Source organism: Staphylococcus americanisciuri (assembly GCF_024814435.1).
GTDB classification, from domain to species: Bacteria; Bacillota; Bacilli; order Staphylococcales; family Staphylococcaceae; genus Staphylococcus; species Staphylococcus americanisciuri.
This window is the reverse complement of record NZ_JANUXY010000004.1, coordinates 57,107-80,391: the sequence shown is the minus strand read 5'-3', so window position 1 is coordinate 80,391 and position 23,285 is coordinate 57,107. Positions and strand designations below refer to the sequence as shown.

At 35.8% G+C, this 23,285-nt stretch carries 21 protein-coding genes; 4 read left to right on the top strand and 17 right to left on the bottom strand.

Going from position 1 to position 23,285, the window contains the following annotated elements; genetic code table 11:
- Nucleotides 1-138: 138 nt before the first annotated feature.
- Nucleotides 139-1,806, bottom strand: coding sequence for a fatty acid kinase catalytic subunit FakA (gene fakA, locus NXS11_RS04900; RefSeq protein WP_259199491.1), 1,668 nt, complete (start codon nt 1,804-1,806; stop codon nt 139-141).
- Nucleotides 1,807-1,818: 12 nt separating this feature from the next.
- Nucleotides 1,819-2,193, bottom strand: a complete 375-nt coding sequence (locus tag NXS11_RS04895) for an Asp23/Gls24 family envelope stress response protein (protein ID WP_044360802.1) — start codon at nt 2,191-2,193, stop codon at nt 1,819-1,821.
- A gap of 385 nt (nt 2,194-2,578) precedes the next feature.
- On the opposite strand from NXS11_RS04895, the gene rpmB reads away from it, so the two are divergent.
- Complete coding sequence (gene rpmB, locus NXS11_RS04890; RefSeq protein ID WP_014614133.1) at nt 2,579-2,767, top strand: 50S ribosomal protein L28; 189 nt, start codon at nt 2,579-2,581, stop codon at nt 2,765-2,767.
- 139 nt (nt 2,768-2,906) lie between these two features.
- Here rpmB and NXS11_RS04885 read toward each other — a convergent pair whose 3' ends face one another.
- The 9 genes from NXS11_RS04885 to rsgA form a co-directional block, all read right to left on the bottom strand.
- Nucleotides 2,907-4,640, bottom strand: a complete 1,734-nt coding sequence (locus NXS11_RS04885) for an ABC transporter ATP-binding protein (RefSeq protein ID WP_259199455.1) — start codon at nt 4,638-4,640, stop codon at nt 2,907-2,909.
- A gap of 34 nt (nt 4,641-4,674) precedes the next feature.
- Complete coding sequence (locus tag NXS11_RS04880) at nt 4,675-6,429, bottom strand: ABC transporter ATP-binding protein (RefSeq protein WP_259199453.1); 1,755 nt, start codon at nt 6,427-6,429, stop codon at nt 4,675-4,677.
- A gap of 29 nt (nt 6,430-6,458) precedes the next feature.
- Nucleotides 6,459-7,913: an ABC transporter ATP-binding protein gene (locus tag NXS11_RS04875; RefSeq protein ID WP_259199451.1), complete on the bottom strand. Its 1,455-nt coding sequence runs from the start codon at nt 7,911-7,913 to the stop codon at nt 6,459-6,461.
- Entirely contained in the window at nt 7,906-8,637 is a 732-nt protein-coding gene (locus tag NXS11_RS04870; protein WP_259199448.1) for an energy-coupling factor transporter transmembrane component T, read from the bottom strand. The genes NXS11_RS04875 and NXS11_RS04870 overlap by 8 nt, the downstream gene beginning before the upstream one ends.
- Nucleotides 8,634-9,212 carry an MptD family putative ECF transporter S component gene (locus NXS11_RS04865; RefSeq protein WP_259199447.1) on the bottom strand — a complete coding sequence of 193 codons (579 nt, stop codon included), beginning with the start codon at nt 9,210-9,212 and terminating at the stop codon, nt 8,634-8,636. Before NXS11_RS04865 ends, NXS11_RS04870 begins: the two co-directional genes overlap by 4 nt.
- A 291-nt stretch (nt 9,213-9,503) precedes the next feature.
- Nucleotides 9,504-9,725 carry a hypothetical protein gene (locus tag NXS11_RS04860; protein WP_259199445.1) on the bottom strand — a complete coding sequence of 74 codons (222 nt, stop codon included), beginning with the start codon at nt 9,723-9,725 and terminating at the stop codon, nt 9,504-9,506.
- 272 nt (nt 9,726-9,997) lie between these two features.
- Nucleotides 9,998-10,648: a thiamine diphosphokinase gene (locus NXS11_RS04855; RefSeq protein ID WP_259199443.1), complete on the bottom strand. Its 651-nt coding sequence runs from the start codon at nt 10,646-10,648 to the stop codon at nt 9,998-10,000.
- Nucleotides 10,649-10,653: 5 nt separating this feature from the next.
- The gene (gene rpe, locus NXS11_RS04850) at nt 10,654-11,304 is read right to left on the bottom strand and encodes a ribulose-phosphate 3-epimerase (protein ID WP_259199441.1); all 651 of its coding nucleotides are present in this window, start codon (nt 11,302-11,304) and stop codon (nt 10,654-10,656) included.
- The gene (gene rsgA, locus NXS11_RS04845; RefSeq protein WP_259199440.1) at nt 11,304-12,179 is read right to left on the bottom strand and encodes a ribosome small subunit-dependent GTPase A; all 876 of its coding nucleotides are present in this window, start codon (nt 12,177-12,179) and stop codon (nt 11,304-11,306) included. The genes rpe and rsgA overlap by 1 nt, the downstream gene beginning before the upstream one ends.
- 355 nt (nt 12,180-12,534) lie before the next feature.
- Here rsgA and NXS11_RS04840 point away from each other — a divergent pair, with 355 nt between their 5' ends.
- The 3 genes from NXS11_RS04840 to NXS11_RS04830 all read left to right on the top strand — a co-directional run bounded on the left by NXS11_RS04840 (nt 12,535) and on the right by NXS11_RS04830 (nt 16,544).
- Nucleotides 12,535-13,410 (top strand): trypsin-like serine peptidase, encoded by an 876-nt coding sequence (locus tag NXS11_RS04840; protein ID WP_259199439.1) that lies wholly within the window; start codon nt 12,535-12,537, stop codon nt 13,408-13,410.
- Between the two features lie 36 nt (nt 13,411-13,446).
- On the top strand, nt 13,447-15,498 hold the full coding sequence (locus tag NXS11_RS04835; protein WP_259199438.1) for a Mur ligase family protein: 2,052 nt from the start codon (nt 13,447-13,449) through the stop codon (nt 15,496-15,498).
- Between the two features lie 131 nt (nt 15,499-15,629).
- Complete coding sequence (locus NXS11_RS04830; RefSeq protein ID WP_259199437.1) at nt 15,630-16,544, top strand: trypsin-like serine peptidase; 915 nt, start codon at nt 15,630-15,632, stop codon at nt 16,542-16,544.
- 96 nt (nt 16,545-16,640) lie between these two features.
- On the opposite strand, the gene pknB is transcribed toward NXS11_RS04830, so the two are convergent.
- Genes pknB through def form a run of 6 tightly spaced genes read right to left on the bottom strand, consistent with a single transcriptional unit; the run spans nt 16,641 to nt 23,249 of the window.
- Nucleotides 16,641-18,689: a Stk1 family PASTA domain-containing Ser/Thr kinase gene (pknB, locus tag NXS11_RS04825; protein ID WP_259199436.1), complete on the bottom strand. Its 2,049-nt coding sequence runs from the start codon at nt 18,687-18,689 to the stop codon at nt 16,641-16,643.
- Nucleotides 18,686-19,429, bottom strand: a complete 744-nt coding sequence (locus tag NXS11_RS04820) for a Stp1/IreP family PP2C-type Ser/Thr phosphatase (RefSeq protein WP_259199435.1) — start codon at nt 19,427-19,429, stop codon at nt 18,686-18,688. Before NXS11_RS04820 ends, pknB begins: the two co-directional genes overlap by 4 nt.
- Nucleotides 19,430-19,435: 6 nt before the next feature.
- Nucleotides 19,436-20,530, bottom strand: coding sequence for a dual-specificity RNA methyltransferase RlmN (gene rlmN, locus NXS11_RS04815; protein WP_259199434.1), 1,095 nt, complete (start codon nt 20,528-20,530; stop codon nt 19,436-19,438).
- 1 nt (nt 20,531) lies between these two features.
- Nucleotides 20,532-21,836 carry a 16S rRNA (cytosine(967)-C(5))-methyltransferase RsmB gene (rsmB, locus tag NXS11_RS04810; RefSeq protein ID WP_259199432.1) on the bottom strand — a complete coding sequence of 435 codons (1,305 nt, stop codon included), beginning with the start codon at nt 21,834-21,836 and terminating at the stop codon, nt 20,532-20,534.
- A complete protein-coding gene (fmt, locus tag NXS11_RS04805) occupies nt 21,833-22,768 on the bottom strand; it encodes a methionyl-tRNA formyltransferase (protein WP_259199430.1) in 936 nt (311 codons plus the stop codon). The genes rsmB and fmt overlap by 4 nt, the downstream gene beginning before the upstream one ends.
- Entirely contained in the window at nt 22,761-23,249 is a 489-nt protein-coding gene (def, locus tag NXS11_RS04800; RefSeq protein ID WP_259199429.1) for a peptide deformylase, read from the bottom strand. Before def ends, fmt begins: the two co-directional genes overlap by 8 nt.
- Nucleotides 23,250-23,285: the final 36 nt, after the last annotated feature.

Here is a 23,285-nt window from a genome sequence, read left to right as displayed (position 1 = left end):
AATTTTCTAAAAATGTAATGTTATTATAACAATTCTAAATTTTTAAATGAACTCCTACTATCTATTATTTTACATATAGAAAAAGCGGGACAACAATCCCGCTAAAAGACCATGTCCCACTTTATATAAACATGCTAACTATTCTACCGCAAACAAGTATGGATAGATAGGTTGTTCACCATTTTGAACTTCAATCTCAACATCTTCAAAGTGTTCTTCTACAAATGACTCAATAAATGCTGTCTGCTCATCTGTTGCTTCTTCTCCTGTAATCACCGTTAAAATTTCACTTTCTTCATCAATCATCGCTTCTAATGTTTGACGTAACGTTGCTTCTACTTCTCGGTCACTCACAACAATCTTATCTTCTACTAAGCCCATGTATGCGCCCTTTTCGATGTTAATACCATCGATTTTCGTATCGCGCACTGCATATGTAATAGAACCTGACTTCACATCAGCAAGTGCAGCCGTCATGGCAGTCGCATTATCCTCTATAGACGCTGTAGCATCATAACTGAACATCGCTGCAATACCTTGTGGCACTGTGCGTGTCGGTACAACAACCGCTTCAACATCAACAATCTCAGCTGCTTGCTGACTCGCCATTTGAATGTTTTTGTTGTTCGGCAAGATAATTGCGCGTTTGCAGCCGCTTTCTTGAATAACATTCACAATATCTTCTGTAGATGGATTCATTGTTTGTCCACCACTAATAATATGTGTTGCCCCCATCGATTTAAAGAGCTCTGTAATACCGTCACCCATAGAAATCGTAACAATCGCCGTTTCCACTTTTTTCGCTACATCCGCTTCTGAACTTGTCTGTTTGTCAGCATTCGCCGCTTCTTTACGCAACACTTCACGATGTTGTTCGCGCATATTTTCAGCTTTAACTTTTATCAACTCACCGTATTTTTGACCAAAAGTAAAGACTTCACCTGGTGTTTCAGTGTGTACATGAACCTTCACAATTTCATCGTCACTAATAACGAGTAGTGAATCACCAAACTTGCTCATATCTTCTCTGAAAGTCGCTTCGTCAAACGGTGCTTTACCCGATTGGAAGCGTACCATCATTTCTGTACAATAACCGTAAACAATATCTTCTGTATTAATAACGCCATGGAAATCATGGTCATCGTTAAAAAATTCTTCTTTGTCTACTTTTGGCGTTTGTGGTTCAATCGTTTCGCCTTTCATCGCTTTGAGGAATCCCTCATAAACAAGTGTTAAACCTTTACCACCGCTGTCGACAACTCCTACTTCTTTCAAGACAGGTAAAAGGTTCGGTGTATTTTCTAAAGATTTCTGTGCTGCTTCATAAACAGCCGTCATCACTTCTAAGCAATCATTCGTTTTCTCAGCTGTATCTATAGCTGCTTGACCTGCTTCTTTTGCAACTGTTAAGATGGTTCCTTCAACCGGCTTCATAACTGCTTTGTAGGCTGTTTTCACACCTGCATCGAAGCTTTGTGCAAATTGTTTAGCATCGATTTCATTAACATCTTCAAGTGCTTTTGAAAAACCTCTAAAAATTTGAGACAAAATAACCCCCGAATTACCACGTGCACCCATGAGCAGTCCTTTTGAAAATGACTTCCCTAAGTCACCAATATGTGGTGTTGGATTATTTTGTACTTCTTCTTTCCCCGACGTCATTGATAGATTCATATTCGTTCCTGTATCGCCATCTGGTACAGGGTATACGTTCAATGAATCAACCAAATCAGCATTGTTTGATAAATTTTGAGCTCCTTGTATAATCATATCGGCAAATAGATTACCGTTGATCTTCGTAACCATGCGAATGTCCTCCTATTTGTCGTTCCCATCATTGTTAAAACGTACGCCTTGTACGAATATATTAACTGAGTTTACCTTAAGCTTAAGTGTGTGTTCTAGCGTATACTTGACTGTTGATTGTACGTTCTGAGCAACTTCTGAAATCTTCACACCATAGCTCACAATAATATACATATCCACGTCTAAAATACCGTCATTCTCTCTTACCACAATCCCTTTGGCATAATTTTCATGACCTAAAATCTCAGCAATTCCATCGCGTACTTGTTGACGTGAAGCCATGCCGACAATCCCATAACATTCGACTGCTTTGCCACCTACTACAGACGCAATCACTTCATTTGAAATATCAATACTACCATAGTCGTTTGTAATTTCTAAAGCCATAACATATCGCCTCCTATTCAATTTATTCAGCTTCTTGTATTGTTCATTTCTAAAATTTTATTATTTTATCTTACTTATAAAATTCAGTTCATATTACATATATATTTGAACATGCGTATGGCATCAATCCATTTAATTCTATTCTACTATTCACAAAAACGGTATGCTACTACAATGATAAATAAAACAGTCAAAAGTGGCATTTAACCGCTTTTTACTATCTCATACGTAATCACAACAATAAATTATAACAGAAACTTGTCATTACACAAAGCGATTTATGATGTAACAAATATCTTTTTATTGCACAGTCGTATTGAATATGGTATATTACCGTAGTATGTAGTAGCAAAGTGTATTTGTATTTCTTAAAGGAGGTACGATGATGGGTAAAGAATGTTTCGTAACAGGACGTAAAGCCTCAACTGGTAACAGACGCTCACACGCATTAAACTCAACGAAACGTCGTTGGAATGCGAACTTACAAAAAGTGAGAATCCTTGTTGATGGCAAACCTAAAAAAGTTTGGGTTTCTACACGTGCTTTAAAATCAGGTAAAGTAACACGCGTATAATTTTATATTATGAAGATTGAAACGAGACTATATGTGGAAGTCTCGTTTTTTTTTGCTGTTCGGCTTTTGTGGTGGAAAGAGAATGATAAGTACCTAGTGCCCCATTTCCACCTGAAATCCCAATTTGTTTACTCATAATCTACAATCTCCAACCTTCTGATTGTGTCTTGATGTGAATGAAGTTCTGATAAGTACCTGATTGATTCACGAGTGTTTCGTGATCGCCTTTTTGAATGATTTCACCTTCGTTTAATACGATGATTTTATTGGCATTTTTAATTGTTCCAATTTTATGCGCGATTGTGATGACTGTTTTGCCTTTACTTAATTCATCAATCGCACTTTGTATGAGATGTTCGTTCTCTGGATCAATACTTGCAGTTGCTTCATCTAGAATGATGATTGGCGCGTCTTTTAATATCGCCCTTGCAATAGATATACGTTGTTTTTCTCCACCAGATAAATTACTCCCTTTTTCATTAACCATTGTTTGATAGCCATCCTGTAGTGACATGATAAAGTCATGACAACATGCTTGTTTTGCAGCTGTGATAACTTCTTCCTTAGTTGCATCTGGCTTACCGTATAAAATATTATTTTCGATTGTATCATTAAATAAGTAGACCTTTTGAAATACCGCACTAATATGCGACATCAACGTACTAAGTGTCATATCTCGGATATCGACGCCACCTATTCGAATCGTACCTTCGTCTACATCGTAAAATCTTAACAATAAATTACATAGGGTAGACTTACCGCTTCCTGAAGGCCCTATGATTGCTGTAGATGTATGCGATCTTACTTTAAAGCTCACATCATTAATCACTCTGTGCTCCCTATAAGAGAAGCTGACATGATCAAATTCAATATCAAAGTTATCGATTTCAATATCTCTTCCCGTTTCATCTAATATAGGTGCTTTCTTAATTTCTTCAATATCATTTAACGTCATATCAATCATTTCTAACACATGTGCTGCACTGTTTACATTTTCCACACTTTCAAATATCACAAATGAAAAGATTGAAATCATAATAAGTGTTGGTAAATCAATGCTTTGATTCATATATAACAAGCATGCGATTAATACTATGATGATAGAGACAATCTTTAAGCTCAACAAATGTAATAAATTAAACGGTATGTATTGTAATTCAATTTTTGAGTTCATGCGTTTACTTTCATCTACTGCTTTGTTAAAACTTTGAAGACTTGTATTTTCTTTTGAGAATGATTTAATAACTTGAATACCTCGAACAACTTCAAGCACTTTCTCAACAAGTTGATTTTGGGCATGATGATAATGTGGCGCGTTTTGATGGCTTTTCTTTTCTAATAAATGAATGCAAAGTAAGGATAGAACTACGCCTACGAGTGCTAATAGTGATACTTCCCAAGACACAACTAAAAGTGACAAAATTAATACGGTAATTAATATATAGCCGTTTACAACAATATCGATCATCTTCATGGCATAATTTTCTAAGAACGTTAAATCAGTTGTAACGACCGTTGCGAGTTCATTTGTTTGATGGTCTTCAAAATACCCTAGTCTTACGTTCTTAAGTTTATCACCAATATTCAAACGTTCTTTCGCACTCATCTCATAAGCGATACTTTCTTGAAGTCTATTCTTTAAATAAGCTGTCACAAATCTTGCTAAAACTAATAAAATCATGATGCCTAACACACTCATAATTTCATACATTTCAATTTGTTTCTGAGATAGCACACGGGTAAACACTTGGGTTGCTAAAAAGATTGGTAAGGCTATAAAAATAGAATTAATAAATGACATTACAAATCCTAAAATCATTCTTGATCTATAAGGTGTCGCCCACTTTAAAATCTTAAATGTAATCTGAAACATGTTAATCCTCCTTTATATTTGAATGTATTACAAATTAAGAAGAGACCCCCCAATCTTTCGCACCGATGTGCATATCCCACATTTGTTTATAGTGACCATTCATATCCAATAATCTTGAATGGTCACCTTTTTCAAGAATTTGTTGATGACCTAACACAATAATTTGATCTGCTTGTTTAATGGTAGATAATCGATGGGCAATAACAATGAGCGTCTTATTTTGAGTTAAAACATTTAATGCAGATTGAATTTTTTGTTCATTATCTGGATCGACATAAGCTGTCGCTTCATCTAATACAATAATCGGTGCATCTTTCAAGATCATTCTCGCTATTGTGACACGTTGTTTTTCACCACCCGATAATTTATCACCAACTGAACCTACATTCGTATCATAGCCCTCTGGCAATTTCGTAATAAATTCATGACATTGCGCTAATTTAGCCGCTTCTTCAACCGCTTCATTCGATGCTTCCGGATTACCTAATTTAATGTTTTCTTTAAACGTAAGATTTAATAAGAAGTTATCTTGACCTACAAAACCAACTAATTCGTTCAATTTTTTAGGTTCAATATCTTTAATATTTACACCACCAATATCAATTTCACCGGACGTTACATCCCAGAATCTTGATAGTAATTTCGCAATCGTAGACTTACCACTACCAGATGCACCAACAATTGCTGTAAAAGTTTTCTCTGGAATATCAAACGACAAATGATTAAATACTAAGTTATCTTTATCATTGAAATAAGAGAAGCCAACATCATTAAATGATATTTGATGATTTTTAGGTTCTTTAAATGATTTCGAGACTTCAAGTTCTTCTAAATTCAATACTTGGCGTACTTCTATAATCGCATATTGGATTGATTTTAATTGATTAACATAATTCGTAAAGTTCTTGATAGGTGCGACAACACCTAAAGACAGTACTAAACAAATAAAAAATTCTGCATAGTTTAACTGATCAATTGAAATTAAATACATACCTAATGGTAGCACTCCTAAAAAAGTCGAAGGAAGAATACTCGCTCCTAAGTTCATATAGCCCCATGTACTTTTAAACCAATTTAAAGTATGTGTCTTATATGCATTAACAGCATCTTTATATTTTTTATAAGAATTTTGAGATTGATTAAATGTTTTAATAACTTCTATACCTTCAATGTATTCAACAATTGAGCTATTCATGTAATTATTCGATGCCATTTGCTCTTCGTAAGTCTCATTAAATCCAGACATTAATTTTTTGAAAGCAAAAAATGCGATTGGCACCGTAATCAACATAGCACAAGCCATACGCCAATCGATAATGACGATATAAACAAATATAGAAATAGACAGTAATAAATTACCTACTACTTCTGGAATAATATGCGCTAACGGTAATTCAATTGTTTCTACTTTATCGACAAATATACTTTTAAGTTCACCAATTTTTTTAGATTCTACAACACCTAAAGGTAAACGCATTAATTTATGTGCCAATTGCTTTCTAATATTAGATAAAATATCATAAGCCGTCACATGCGATAACATCGTCGAACTTCCGAAACAAATAACTTGTATAACATAAGCACCTACCGCGATACTTATATAATAAATAACTTGATACATCTCTGTATTTCCATCAATCATTAATAGTATGATTTTATATACCACCCAATAAGGCACTAATCCTGAAAACACACTGATAATAGACAATACAACAGATAAAACAATCTTCCATTTAGCATCTTGTCCAAATACGAATAATGATTTTATCCAATGTTCATCGATGTTCATGCTTTATTGACTCCTCTCATTGATGCGATTTATACATCGAAATAACGATTCAATTGATCGATCCCTTGATGATTCAATGCGAACTGATTAATAAGACGACCTTCTCCAAAATGTAAGACATATGTACAAATCTCTAATACCAATGATTTATCATGTGTAATGATAAAAACTTGCTTACCTTTGTCATGGATGTCATTAACCATTTTCACGACTTTTTTCATATGGTATAAATCCAGCCCTGAAGTAGGTTCATCAAATATAATAATTTCTTTACCACTCAATATTGCTGTAGCTATGGCCATCCTTTGTTTTTCTCCACCAGAAAGTGACAATGGATGTTCATGCTTTTTATCTAACAAATTCATATTTCCTAGCATGTCATCAACTTGTGTTTCAGTTATTTGAACATTTAGTAGCTGTAATTCTTGTTCCAAACTTTCCGTAAATAATTGTGTGTTTACATCTTGGAAAACCATATAACTCTGCTTTAATAATTGTTTCTGTTTGAGTCGCTTTTGGTTATACGTCACATGTCCTTTAAAATCTTTCAGTAAACCACATAAACATTTAGCAAAGGTCGATTTACCACTGCCGTTATCGCCAATAATCGCGACGACTTCATCTTTCGGTACGGTTATTTCATTCACATCTAATTGTTTCTCTTTACTAAATTTGTCATACGTATAAGTAAAGTTATACATCTCCATGACATGATTACCAAACTGTGGCTCATATTGTAATCGTTCCTCTTGTGCATATCGAATCCCCATGCTTTCAAGTTCATTGCGATTAAGTGATTTAAATGTATCTATTGGGTAATCAGCATATAATGAGCCGTCTTCCATATAACAGATACGATCTGCCTCATCCATAATATAATCTAATCGATGTTCTATCAGGATGACCGTTTTACCACGTTCTTTTAAATAACAAATCATTTCTTTTAATTTCTTAATGCTATACATATCTAAATTTGAAGATGGCTCATCTAAAACAACAACATCTGGATTAGTAATAAGCACTGTCGCACATGCAATGATTTGTTTTTCGCCACCTGATAAATCAAATATATTACGATCCAATAAATGCTCAATCTTAAACTGGTTCATAACTGTTTTAACTTTTTCAATGATGACCGCTTTATCAATACCTTGATTTTCCAAATTAAACGTAAGCTCACTTGTCGTATCGACGTTATAAAATTGTGTCTTCGGATTTTGAAATACACTACCAACCATTTGTGATAATTGATACATCTCGATTTCCGATATATTGCGTCCATTCAAGTAAACACGTCCATTTATATCACCATGTTGAACTTTAGGTATTAAGCCATTTATCAATTTAGCAATCGTAGACTTCCCACTACCTGATTTACCACAGAACACGACTAATTCACCTTGTTTAATATGAAGTAAGACATTTTGAATAGCTGGTTTTTCCGAAGAAGCATAGTTGAAAGTTACATTATCAAATTTAATCATTAAACAACTTCTCCTTAAAATAAATAATCCATAATATCACCATGATAATAATTAACAAGATATCAAGTAGTTTAAATTTCACTACGCATACATTCGTCCGTTTAAATGGAGAATCAATCCCTCTTGTCATCGCTGTAAAAGAAAGGTCATTCCCAATTTGTACAACGGATATAATAAGCGGAATCATTCTATATTCAATTACTTTAAAAAAATGATTTGAAAAGTTAATACCTCTCATTTTCATGGCATAATTAATATTTCGATATTCCTCAGCAATCGTCGGGAAAAATCTAAAAATCACAGATATTGGAATGATAATATTTCTAGGTAATTTCATTTTTTCCATAGCTGCTATAAATTCACTTACTTTTGTAGAGAATAAAGTGTAATAACCAACGATAAACCCAGGAAACATATTCATAAAGATTCCAACAAAAGCGAGCAGAATAAATTTAATCATGCCTTCTGTATAAGGAATAACCCAATATTGAATGCATATCAGCACCAAAAAAGTAACAGCACATTTGATAAATAAACTGATCTTATGAATAGATAATAATAATGCAAGTGAAAATAATGTTAAACATACTCTTAAAATACTTTGCGAACTACCACTTGATATTAAAATAGTACTTATCGTGATCGTTAAAGCGATCTTAGTTCTAGGGTCTAATTTTGTCACAATGTTCCTATAATCTCTTAATGAACCAGCAACTGTCTTCACACAAGTCCCGCCTTTTTAAAATGTTTACTAAACATTTTCTTACCTAACCAAGCACCAATAAGACCACCAATCACTGTCAAAATAAACATCACAGGTAATGTCCATAATGGTGTAATAGATTCCAAGACATTTACGTAATCTTGACCATAAGACTGCCCGATTTCTTTAAAGTATTGATCTCTTGCAATAAACATTCTTACGACAAATCCCATCATCCAAAATGAGAAAATAGCATAGCCCCACGCAATTGATCTCCACTCTTTATACCCACCAGATTTCATAATGAAGTCACCAATCAAACCAAAGATAATGCCAAACGGTATCATAATTAAGCCACTGCCCATCACTGTAAAAGCAATACCTAAAATCGTTCCAGTCAATGTCACCATGCCAAATTTATCAATCTTCATAACATATAAAATAAACGGAATACCGCATACAATCGGACAAATGAACCCTAGAAACGGTATTAAAAATGGTAAGTAACCAATCATAAACGTAACAAAGCACACTACTAAATATATCGCTGTAAAAATACCTACTGTAATTAAATCTTTAACTGATAATTTATTCATAATCTAACTCCCCGTCTGTTAAAATTTTATATTAATAATTTTGCAACATATGATGCATGTTCACTGTCTTCAACACAATATAATGATTATGTGCTGTTTAAAATACAAATGATAAACGAAATCATTACGTTTTGTTGTATAAAATTTTTTATATTCATTGGTATTGCCAAGACTATCCTTTTAATAAGTCTTGTAATATTTTATCTGGATTAAATGATTCAATATTAGAAAGTTCATTCATTTTATAGATCACTTAAGTATGCCTTAAAAATAACTTCGTCTGGATTATCATTAATAAACATATCTATATTTATTTAAAGATCGTTCTCCAAATCCACTTTCTCTTCCTGGATAAAGAATACGTAACACATTAAATTCCTTAAAAGAAGGTGTCCAATTCTTATAAATATTGAATTCACCGCCTGCAAATGGAAATAAAATAATAGATTTATCAAATTCATTATGATTGTCAATCAAATATTCGTTCAACAAAACATACACTACTCGTATCATTTGTTACCATTTTTATAATCTTACAGGATTATGATACATCAACTGATAATCATTATCAATGGACATCTATGTAAAAAATTCAAAATAACAAACATTTTATTATCACATAATATATTTAATTATTATGTATATCATCAAAATTATTTGTTTTAATTATGATGAGAGAGCCTACTCAAAGCTATTCTACCTATTTTAGAATATAAAAGCGCACAATCACCATGGACTGTACGCTAGACAACTATTTCAACTGAACTGAAACGACTATCAAGTATCTATTCATTATCTTTCTTATCACGACTACGCATTTGATAAACCATACCTTGATGAACATTGACATACGCTTTTGATGTATCAAATTCATTAGAAATGGTCAAGGTTGTTCCCTCTTTCAATGTTACTTTATCCAAATCATACTTAAAACCTCGTAATGATAATGTGACATCATCAGAAGCTGGCACAAATGAAATATAATAGTAGCGTGTATCATTTTGAAGCACGTGTTCTCCTGTTGTTAACAAAGTAATCTCATTTTGCTGATCAACCAACTGTACAAGATATTTCTGATAGGCAGGTGCTTTCAACAATTGCATCGCCCCCATAAAATGATCCAGTCGACCGCCTGTTGCACCATAAATAGCAATTTCATCATAGCCTCGTTCAACCGCTTGTGCAACACCCAGTGCCAAGTCAGTATCTGCCTTTTCAGCTGGTACGGGCGCAATCGAAATATGTTCGGCAATCCATTTGTACTCTTCATCCGAAACAGAATCAAAATCACCTACCGTAAAGACCGGACGAATCGCTTGCTCCAAAAGTATTTTAGTGCCACGATCAACACCCGCCCACGCAGTATCTTTTGAGTGTTCAAAAATATCATCAGGTAAATTACGATGACTACATAACAACTGAATGCGCTTTGACATAGTGTTTACGCCTCACCTTTTAGCGTTGTAACTGCTTGTGTATAGTCAGATTGATTGAAAAAGTATGACCCCGCAACAAGCCAATCTGCGCCTGCCTCAACGACTTGTTGTGCAGTTTCTGCATTGACACCACCGTCTACTTCAATGCGAAATGCTAGGTCTTGTTCTTCGCGTAACGCATTAAGCGCACGAATTTTATCGAGACTTGATGGAATAAACGCTTGACCACCAAAGCCTGGGTTCACGGACATGATTAATACAAAATCAACATCTGCAAGTACTGGCCGAATTGCTTCAATCGATGTACCTGGGTTTAATACAACACCTGCTTCCTTGCCGTGAGCGTGTATTTTTTGAAGCGCACGATGAATATGCGGCGTTGCTTCAACGTGCACAGATACTTTATCGGCTCCTTTTTCACAGAATGCATCGATATATGTTTCGGGATTTGCCACCATTAAATGAACATCAATTGGCAATGTTGTTCCACGTCTGACCGCTTCTAAAATTGGAAAACCGATAGAAATATTCGGCACAAATTGTCCGTCCATTACATCAAAATGCAAACCGTCAACATCTGCTTTTTCAAGTGCCAAAATCTCATCTTGTAATGTTAAAAAATCAGCAGATAATAAAGAAGGAAATATTTTAGTCATTAATATCGTACCTTTCGATTAGAAATTTCTTGTAATAGTTGTTCGTAGTGTTGGTATCTGAATTCTGCAATCTCACCCGTTTCGACCATTGATTTGACGTGACACTTCGGCTCATTCGTATGCGAACAATCACGAAACTTACATTGTTCACTTGCTTCACTCATTTCAATAAAATAGTCACCCAAATCTTGCTTATCAATATGATCGAAATCCAACGCACTAAAACCTGGCGTGTCCGCAATATAACCATTTGATCGCGGATATAACTCAACGTGGCGTGTTGTATGGCGCCCACGATTGAGAGACTGCGAAATACTATTCGTTTCCAACGCCAACTCTGGGCAATAGCTGTTCAATAATGTTGACTTGCCGACACCTGATTGACCACTTAGCACCGCAATACCCGGTTGCCATTCATTGAAGATTGCCTGTACATCATCTTCCTTACCAACAAACTGCGTGTCATAACCAATGTGTTGATAAATTGCTAACAAACGTTCAATCTCTGCACGCTGTGTTTCAGTCGTTAAGTCTTTCTTGGTGATGACAATGCGTGGTGATAGATTATAGGAATGTGCAATGACGAGAAAGCGATCCAGTAACTGCGTAGAAAAATCGGGTTCCACTGCACTCATCACAATTACAAGTACATCAATATTACTAACTGGTGGTCGTTTCAATTCATTTTTACGCGTATGCACATGCTGAATGTATCCCTCCGCGTGTGTTTCAAAATCTATGTCTACAAAATCACCAACAACTGGTGTTATTTGCTTCTTTCTAAACAGTCCGCGTGGTTTCGCATCAAATTGTTCACCATCAACTTCCACACGATAGACACCGCTTAAAGACTTAATAATTTGTCCTGTTTTCAAATTCACACCTCATCCAATTCTCTTTTTCAAATTACGTTCATTATACCAAATTACTACTCACGGATACAGTTGGTGACTGCTCACTATTTAAAAATATAATTATTTCACAAGTGGATAGTGACACACTATATGGTGCTCATAACCAACCAAATTATTAGAACCTTATATATTTGAAAACAGTAAAGTTAGATATCAGATATTATTTAAAATCATAAAAATTAATTGGTCGAACAGTTTGTTGCTCTACTGAAACTATTTCTGTATATTATATTTATAAAGTGATTGACGCAAGCATATCGACAGAGCATAAGAATAATCATTTAATCTGATTGTTTAAAATCAAGGGGTGCATTAAATGAAAAAATTTTGTATTAACATTTTGTCTTGCCTTATTTTTATTTTTCTCATTCCGCCAATAGCACCATCTGTTCAAGCTGATGCATATAATTCAAATAGTGCCTACGATAGAACGAACGGAAGTGAAAAAGCTTTTAATCTCGCTCAGACTATTGATGATGATGCTATTTCAATAGGACCTGTTCAAAACCCTATACCTACAAATTTACAGGCTATAGGACGTTTTGCAAATGGTGATGCTATTTCAGCAGGGACTGCCGTAGTAATAGGAGACTATACATTACTTACAAATAACCATTTAGTTGAAGATACAATCACTAATAAAGGTGCACGTAACTATCGTCCAGCCTCACCTGATAAACTTTTTTTCTATCCTATGCAAACACCTAATCAGACACCATATACCTTTAGAGTCGCATCTGTTCATATGATCAAGGGCGTTGATTTAGCTGTAGTTCAAACTAAGGAAAAATTGAGTGACAAAATCAAACCTATGCCAATTGCGTCAGAACAAAGTATAGATAATATGACGTTCAAAGATCCTATTAGCTTAGTCGGTTATCCAAAAACAAAATACTTTGAATCACGGTATCCAGAATTGGCTAAAATTAAATATCGACAATTATTTGAAACTAATGGATTTTTTCTAAATGTAGCCAAAACATCTGAACCTCAATTTTACATCAATGCGATAGCTAGAAAAGGTAACTCTGGAAGTGCAATTATGAACTCCAATTCCGAATTAATTGGTATATACGTAAGTGGCTTTAACAACTCTGGGACGTCATCTTTCAAATATAATGTTGAGGAAATGGGTTACGGAGTTGCTTTAACAAAAGAAGTAAGAAAAGAAGTACTGGCATATAAAAAGTAAATCACAACTATAATTTATGAAGGAGTTACAAAATTCATGTTAACTATTAAAGAAATCGCTAACATTATAAACGGTAAGATGATTGATGTTAACACACAAAACGAAAACAATGTTATTGATGATTTTGAGATGTTTTTTGGTCTTATAAAATCTAAACAAACAGCCTATTTTTCACCTAATAAAAACACATGGTCTAGATTTTTAGGGAGAAGTAAAGGGTCTCCTGAAGGAAATGAATTAATCGATCCTGCTCATGAAGAAATTGGCCTCATTATTAGCGAAGAAGAAGCGAAAGGATTACATCATCCAATTCCACAAATCATTGTTGAAGACTCTGTAAAAGCATTAAAGACTTTAGCAATTCATATCCGCAATCAGTATACAAACCCTATTATCGCAGTCACGGGTTCAATGGGCAAAAGTTCTACACGCATGTTGATTTCTTCATTGTTGCAAGACTATGAAGTCTTAGAAAATAGAGGTAACAACAATGTACGTGCAGCTACTTATATTAATATGCTCAAACTCATTAAAAATCCAGATTTTGCAGTTATTGAAACGTCTTTAAATGCTATCAATTATATTGAAGATACTATGCTTAACTTACGCCCAGATATTTCCATAATAACTGGAATTGGTGCTGCTCACTTTTCTTCATTCAAAAGTATGGAAGAAATTGCAAAAATTAAATCCCGTGTGTTTAATGGTCTGTCTAAGGATGGCATTGCCATAATCAATGGTGATACGCTGTTTGCTGATTATTTGGTTGAACAGGCTTCAACACATACTAAAAACGTTTATACTTATTCAACTCTCACTTCATCTAGTGCAGACCTTACACCTGAATTTATTCAATATCAAAAAGGCTTTGTGCGTTTTGGTATATTAAATGGTCCTAAGTTTGATATGTATCAAATTAACACTATTAGCTCTGGTATGGTTTCTAATACCCTTGCAGCTTTACTTGTCTTAAAACAGTTAAATATTGATATTCACGCTGACTATTTAAAAGACTTCCAACCATTTTCTAAAGTGCTGAAGATGAAAACCGTTAAAACACCACATCATCAGTTGACATTACTTGACGACACACACAATGCATCATTACCTGCAATGATTAATGCCATACAAGCTTTTGATACACAAACACGCTTTTTCAAAGGCAATAAAATTATTGCACTTGGTAAGATTAATGACTTGGGTAAAAACTCACGTGAAATCCATCAAGAATTGGCACCTGTTCTCGCAGCGTCTAATGCAGATTATATTCTTTGTCTAGATGATGATTTACGTCATGCTATGGGTAATGTGAGAAAGAAACATGTTACTTGGTATGCCAGCACAGACATGATGTTAAATGATTTGAAGTTTTTATGTAATGAAGATTCTCTCACCTTATTGAAATCATCAAGTGGCGGCACGGCTTTCCCTGAACTAGCGAAGCAACTGCCAAATGTCTTAGCTTCTAATAATATACAATACGAAGATACAAATTTATTCGATGAAATGCGCCGACTAGGTCGAAGCTATCTCATTGTTGACAATACAACACATAAGATTGAGACAGCTGTCAATGCTGAACATTCGATGACCATTGATGGCTTGGGACCTCTTATCTATTATACGTATGCAGCTAATGAACATGTTCCAAATACAACTCGTGCTATCAAAGAGTGGCGAACAAATAATAATATTTTTTATACAGGTAGAGAAATGACGAATTACGAGCTGTTGAAACATATTTCGGACAGTCCACATCCATCCGTCATCTATGAATTAGCAGACCGCTTATTTGAAAAAGCTGCGAATAGAAATAAATATATACGTGCATTCATTGAAAAATATGATTTAGATCCTTCAGTTGCGGTGAACCTTACAGGACGTTTTATGATGCGTGAACGTCAATGTTATTCTGTTCATGACTTATACAAAATTTTTAAAGATTACCAATATGAACTTTTCCGTTTCAATAACACATTCATTATCGGAGACGACTCTAAAAGTGGCTATATCCGTGGTCGTAACCAAACAATTATCTTTACATCTTATGACAACCCAGAAGATTTGAAGTCGTTGATTACATTCTAAAATCAATAACAGCACCTCGATTGATTTAAAATTAATCGGGGTGCTTTTTGACATAAAACATCTATGCATTATACTATATTAACAAATTATCTCATGCAAATTTATAACCTATCAATAAGGAGTTATATACCGTGAAAAAACGTATCTTTTTAATCTTTATGGCTTTATTAATCACGATAGTTACAATGATATATTTTCTCAATCGACCACATGAACCTGATGTACAAGTTCACAACACAAAAGACCCTAGAGATGCATACGTAACCAATAATGCTTATCAAAAAAAGTCAGGAAGTAAAACAGCTTTCGAACTTGCGCAGCGCATCAACGACGATGCTATTTCTATTAATGCTGTGAAACAACCTATTCCTAAAGCCTATCGCTCTGTAGGACGTTTTATCAATCATTCAAAACATTCATCTGGAACTGCTGTCGCCATTGATAAGCATACGCTTTTAACTAATAATCATGTAGTTGAAAGTACAAAAACACATCAGGGTAAACGAAACTATCGTCCTGCGCATCCACGTCTCTTACGGTTCATACCTATGCAGTCACCAACGCAAACACCCTACACATATACCATTAAATCTGTACATATGATTAAAGGTGTTGACCTTGCAGTCGTACATACAAAAGAAGATTTAAGCCATGTGCTCACACCTATGCCTATAGCTAGCGAAAAAAGTATTGAAGCAATGTCTTACAAAGATCGCATCAAAATTGTAGGCTATCCACAACCGAAGTATTTTGCATCGCGTTTCCCAAAACTCGCTAACACACCTGAACATCAAATGTTTGTCACACAAGGCTATTACTTGAATGAAGCGACCACAGTAGAACCACAGTTTTACTTTAACGCAGTGACGAGAAAAGGCAATTCCGGTAGCCCGATTATGAATGATCATAATGAATTGATTGGTATCTTTCCGAATGCTTTCAATAACTCAGGTAACTCCTCTTTTGAATACAACGCTGAAGAAATGGGATATGGCGTTGCGATTACCAAACATGTCAGACAAGAAATCTTAAAAAATATGGAATGATGACAAAAAATACACCATACAACGTTGAAAAAACGTACTAAGATTATTTCACTATTAATCTTAGTACGTTTTCTACATAGTTTTACTTTTTATTTTTTAGAAATCATCATAATTAATTTCATTACTGTCAATTTCTTTACCATCTACCAAGATTCGATAACTTGCCGTACCACCATCTGCAATCGTAAAGTTTAATACTTGTGATGTCGTTTCTTTGATATTAAATGTTCGTGCTTTTGTGCCACTATTATTTTTATCTTTTACATAAATTTCAACTTTTTGTGCTTTATTATCTTTACCTGAATATGGAATAACAACAGATTGCGTGTATGTTTTATCATATTTCGGCTGTTCTTTATCTTTTGAAGTATCAGATGATGTATCTTTATCATCTTCTTTATCTTGGTCATCAGAACCAGTCGATACCACAAACTTCACTTCAGTACCCTCTTCAACTTCTTTTTTCTTAGGTGTCTGTTGAATAATATGATTCTTTTTCACTTTCTCATCTTCACGTTCTTCTGTCACTGTTACTGTTAATCCTTTTTCTTCAAGTTCTGATTTAACTGTACGTATGTCTTTGTTCGTATAGTCATCTACGTACACTTTGCGCTTACCGAGTGATTCTGTAATAACAACTTCTTCTTTTTTCACAGACACTTCAGTACCAGGTGCGATACTCTGTGCTTCAATATTCCCTTTCGCAATTTCATTTTGTGTATAAGCAGTTGTGTAAGTCACTTTCTCAAAACCAAAATCAGCTAAAATCTTTGCTGCCTCATCTTTAGGTCGTCCTACTAAATCTGGCATTTTCTCGATGTGTTCACCTTTGGAAATAACCATATCTACCGCACTTTTTTGTTTCACTTTTGTGCCTTGTTCTGGGCTAACACTTATGACTTGTCCTTCAGCATATCTATCACTATACGCTCTTATAGTCTTACCTACCTCTAGATTTTCCTCAGCTAATAATTGTGTCGCCTTTGCTTCTGTTTGCCCAATAATTTCTGGCACTTGGCTATATTTGTTCCCCATCAATGCAGCAGTAACAAAAAAGAAAAGTCCAACAAAAAGGAATAAAAGCACAAGCCCTATCACAACTTTCTTCTTGCGTGAACGTTTTTTAGCTGGGACTCCTTGTGCATAAACTGCTCGTTGCGTACGTGGTGCCGCTTTAGATTGTTGGATATCCGCTGTCGCATTATTTGGTATATTCGCTGTTTCATTAGCTCTAGCGGGCTCTTGTTGATGCTTCAATGCTGTCTTATCTAGTGCGACGGTTTTGGTCATCGCTTCATCTTTCTCATATACCGCTTCATTTGCTCGACTCGGTGCTAATGTTGTTGCTACATCATATGCCATTTCAGACACTGTCTTATAGCGATTGCCTTGTTCTTTCTCAGTCGCTTTCAATACGACATTACTGAGTGCTTGTGGAATGTTCGGATGTGCTTCCGTTGCGTTCGGCACAGGTTCCTGAATTTGCTTAATTGCAATACTTACCGCTGTTTCACCTTTGAACGGCGCCTCTCCAGTTAACATCTCATACAAAACGATACCGATAGAGTAAATATCTGTCCGTTCGCCTGTTTTTTCACCTTTAGCCTGTTCAGGTGATAGATATTGCACAGTTCCTATCACATGATTCGTTTGCGTCATCGTTGTCTCACTTAACGCTTTCGCAATACCGAAATCTACTATTTTCACAGTATCTTGTCCATCTATCATAATATTTTGTGGCTTGATATCACGATGCACAATGCCTTGTTCATGTGCATGCTGAATCCCTTGTAACACTTGTTCAATAAAGTCAATTGCTTTCTGTGGTTCAAGTGCGCCATGCGTTTTGATATATTCTGATAATGTTGGACCTTCAATATATTCCATGACTAGATAAAAACAATCGTCTTCTTCCCCTACGTCTAGTACGCTAACAATATTTGGATGTGACAATTGTGTTGTATTCTGTACTTCACGTTCAAACCGATCAATAGTTGCTTGTTTCTCACTTGGTGAAATATGAATCAGTTTAATCGCAACTTTACGATTCAAAATCGTATCCATCGCACCATAGACTTTGGACATTCCTCCGCCGCCTAGAACTTGTTGTATCTCATAACGTTCGCCAATCTTGCGCCCAATCATACCGGATCACCTGCAATCTCAACAAGGATAAACGAGACATTATCCTTGGCTTCATTCTGTTCTGCACGCGCTAACAATGCATCGCCTGCTTGTTTAAGATCTTGCGGTTGGCATAACAAATCATGCAACTCTTGCTTCGTGACATAGTCCGTCAAGCCATCTGTATTCAGCAATAAATATTGATAAAAGTTCGTGCGTCTCGTATAGATATCCGGCTTGACATGTTTATCCGTACCCATGACTTTCGTGATGAAATGACGTTTGGGGTGTTGAAAAGCCTCATCTTCAGTAATCTGACCTAACATAACAAGCTGGTTAACAAATGTATGATCCATCGTCACTTGATCTACTTCACGATTGTTAATCAAATATGCGCGAGAATCACCAATATTAGCAACAACAATATGATGCTCAAAGACAAGCGCACATACACATGTCGTCCCCATTCCTGCATATGCTTCATTGTCCTGTGCGAATGCATACAGTTCTCTGTTAATGTCCTGTAATGTGGTTTTGAGCCAAGACTCTGCTTGATGTGCTTCAATTAAATTTTCATGCTCAAAACGTTGTTGTAAAGCTTCTAAGACATATTGGGAAGCAACCTCACCTGCTAAATGACCTCCCATACCATCACACATGACTAGGAGTTGTTGGTCTGTTTGATTGTAAAAAACACCGGCGGCATCTTCGTTCTGATCTCTATAATGCCCTGTAATAGAATAAAGTTCTGCGTTTAACATCGCTCTCTACCTCGTTTCTGCTTCTCGTTCCTTCGCTCTTAACTGACCACAAGCAGCATCAATATCTGCGCCTTGTTCGCGTCGAATGGTTGCATTAATACCAAGTCTTTTCAATTCTTTCTCAAACTTGAATATATCTTCTTTCGGTGTTTTAACATAGTTACGTTCTGGTACATGATTGACTGGAATCAAGTTCACATGACAATTCAAGTGTTTAATCAATGCTGCCAATTCACGGGCATGCACTAACTGATCGTTCACACCACCGAACAGACCATACTCAAATGTAATGCGACGCTTCGTTTTTTGTTGATAATATTCGATTGCCTCAATCAACTTGTTAACATCATATGCGCGATTAATAGGCATTAATTGTGAGCGAATATCATTATTCGCTGCATGCAGACTAATCGCAAAATTAATCTGCAGTGCTTCATCAGCAAAATCATAAATACGTGGAATAATACCTGATGTTGATACTGTAATGTGACGTGCACCGATATTCAAGCCATTATCATCATTGATAATTTTTAAGAAGTCCATCATTTCATCGTAGTTTTCAAATGGTTCACCAATCCCCATGATGACGATGGAAGATACACGTTCATCAGTTTCATCTAATGCTTTTTGTACTGTCAACACTTGTGACACAATCTCGCCAGCTTCTAAGTTACGTTTCAAACCACCTAATGTAGACGCACAGAACGTACATCCAATACGGCAACCTACTTGTGTCGTCACGCAAACAGAGTTTCCATATTCATGACGCATCAGTACCGTTTCTATCGTATAGCCATCTTGCAATTCAAATAGAAACTTAATCGTGCCATCACGGCTTTCTTGACGTACAACAGTTGTTAAAGTGGTCATTGTAAAGTTATCTGCTAATAATTGACGTAAGTCCTTTGATAAGTTCGTCATTTCATCAAACAGATTTACACGCTTATCATACAGCCATTCGAAAATTTGTTTAGCTCTAAAACTTTGCTGTCCATGCGCTGTCAACCAATCTTTCATCTCATCAAAACGCATAGAATAAATCGATTGTTTCTCAAAATCAGGTAAGAATTTGTTCTTTTTCTTCTTTTCTGCTGTAATCATCTCACTGATCCTTTCTTCTGATTTTTGTTATAAAAAAGCCATCTGCATTAAAATCTTGTGGCAATAATTGTAAGGTTTTCACTTGTTCTCCATTTCTTGGATCGCGTATCATAGCAAATTCAAACTCTGGATGCTTTTTCAAAAATGTATATATCACATTCTCGTTTTCCATTTGTTCTATTGTACATGTAGAATAAACGAGCTCGCCACCACTTTTTACATTTTGCGCAACATTCTCCAAGATTTGCAATTGAATATCGACTAATTCAGCAACAATCTCAGGTGTCATTGTGTAGCGAATTTCCGGTTTGTGACGCAGTACACCGAGTCCACTACATGGTGCATCAACGAGTATGCGATCGTATTGACCTTCATATGGTTCTGTTGCATCATGTCGATAAGTTTGTATATTAGTCAATCCTAACTTATCAATATTATGTTGGATAAGACCAATCTTATGCTCATGTACATCAGTTGCTTGTATTTCGCCCGAACCATTTAATATTTCCGCTATATGACAAGCCTTACCACCTGGTGCGCTACAACAATCCAGAACCTGTGCACCTGCTTGCAAATCCATCATCTCAGCAACAAACATTGAACTCTTATCTTGTATGCTAATCAGACCGTTTTGAAACAATTGCGACTGCATAACACCCTGTCCTTCTACCATTAAACAATGTGCGATATCATCATCTTGTACGACATGGTACCCTTCTTGTGTCAGCTGTACAATCGCCTCATCAACTGTTATCTTCGTTCGATTTACACGTACCGTTTGAACTGCTGGCTGTAACATCTGTGCCGCCATAGCTTCTGTAGTTTCTTCACCGAAATGCGTTATCCAATGATGAATAATCCATGTTGGTAAGCTGTAACATATCGACAAACGCTCTTCTTTATTTTTAATCGCTTCAATATCTCGCAATGGGTGTGTCGTGACTTGACGCAGAATAGCATTCACCGTATTCCCCGTTTGCTTACCGCCTCTTTTTTTGGCAATATTCACCGCTTCATTAATCAATGCATGTTTTGGAATTTTATTCATATAAATATATTGATACATACTCATCCATAGTAGACGTCGAACCCAGCCTTTAATTTTCGTCTTAATGAAAGGCTTCAAGTAGAAATCCAACGTTAACTTGCGTTTTAACGTTCCATAGACAAGCGCTGTGTAAAGACCACGATCGGCTACACTTAATGGATGTTCTTGTAGTACTTCATTCATTTTAAGATTGCTATATGCACCGTCTTTCAACACTGCTTCTAATGTCTGAAAGCTTAATTCACGTACTGATGTCATGTGTGTAATTCCTTCCCAACAAGCGTTTCTTGTACACCACTTAAGAAATTCGCTACAGGCATGCGCTTCTTACCTGCGAGTTGAATCTCAGTTAAGGCAATCGCATCATTTGAGCCAGTTGCCACAATCATCTGCTTTTTAGTTGTTTCAATAATCGTCCCCGGCGTCCCCTGTTTATCAGGTATGATTTGTGCACTATAAAGTTTCATGACTTTATTATCTAACTTAGTATACGCTACAGGCCATGGTGCCAATCCACGAATATGATTGAATATTGAACGTGCATCTTGTGTCCAATCAATGCATTCATCTTCACGCTGAATGTTAGACGCAAATGTCGCTTGAGTGGCATCTTGCGGTGTACGGGTATTCGAACCATCTAAAATACTTGGGAGTGTCTCACGCAATAACGTCGTGCCAAGATCACTCAATTTGTCATGCATCGTACCAACGTTATCACTATCCGTAATTGGAATCGCCCGTTGTGAAATAATATCTCCAGCATCTAATTGTTTGACCATATACATAATTGTTACACCTGTTTCTTCCTCACCATCAATGATTGCTTGGTGAATTGGTGCACCGCCACGATATTTTGGCAATAAAGATGCATGCACATTCACAGCACCGTATGTTGGATAATTTAATAATTTATCAGGTAACAATTGACCAAATGCCGCTGTAACGATGAGGTCACACGGGAGCGTCATCAATGTTGCTAGTTCCTCTGAGCCTGATAACTTTTCCGGTTGATAGACGGGTATATTATGTGCTAATGCCACCTTTTTAACCGGAGGAGGTGTCAATATGCGCTTGCGTCCCACAGGTCTGTCAGGTTGTGTTACAACAGCAACGACTTCTTCTGTGTCAATTAACATCTCTAATACCTTCGTTGAAAAATCTGGTGTTCCCATAAAGATTATTTTACTCATCTTCTAAATACGCCTCCAATTCTACTGCTGAAACTTCTCTATCCATTCTATCTATAAATAAAATACCATTTAATGTATCAATCTCATGTAATATCATTCGTGCAATATCATCATACGCTGTCAGCTCAACTTGATTGCCTTGCAAGTCATAACTCTTCACAACAATCGCTCTACTTCTCGTTACTTCTCCATATCGATCTGGTACGCTTAAGCAACCTTCAAGTTCTGTCGCTGTTTCAGCACCAGTCGATGTAACTTCAGGATTAATGAGCTGTAACAACCCATCTTCACCCATATCAATGAGTGCAACTTGTTGGTTCACACCAATCTGTGGCGCAGCAAGTGCCTGACTACCTGCTTCATACATAGTATCTTCTAAGTCTTGAATTAATGACGGCAATTGCTCGTCAAATTTTGTCACCGGCGCAGCCTTTTGTCGTAAGTTCGACGTTGTATAATTTAAAATTTTTTTCATCGCCATGACGCACAACTCCTCAATAAAAATTCATCATTTTAT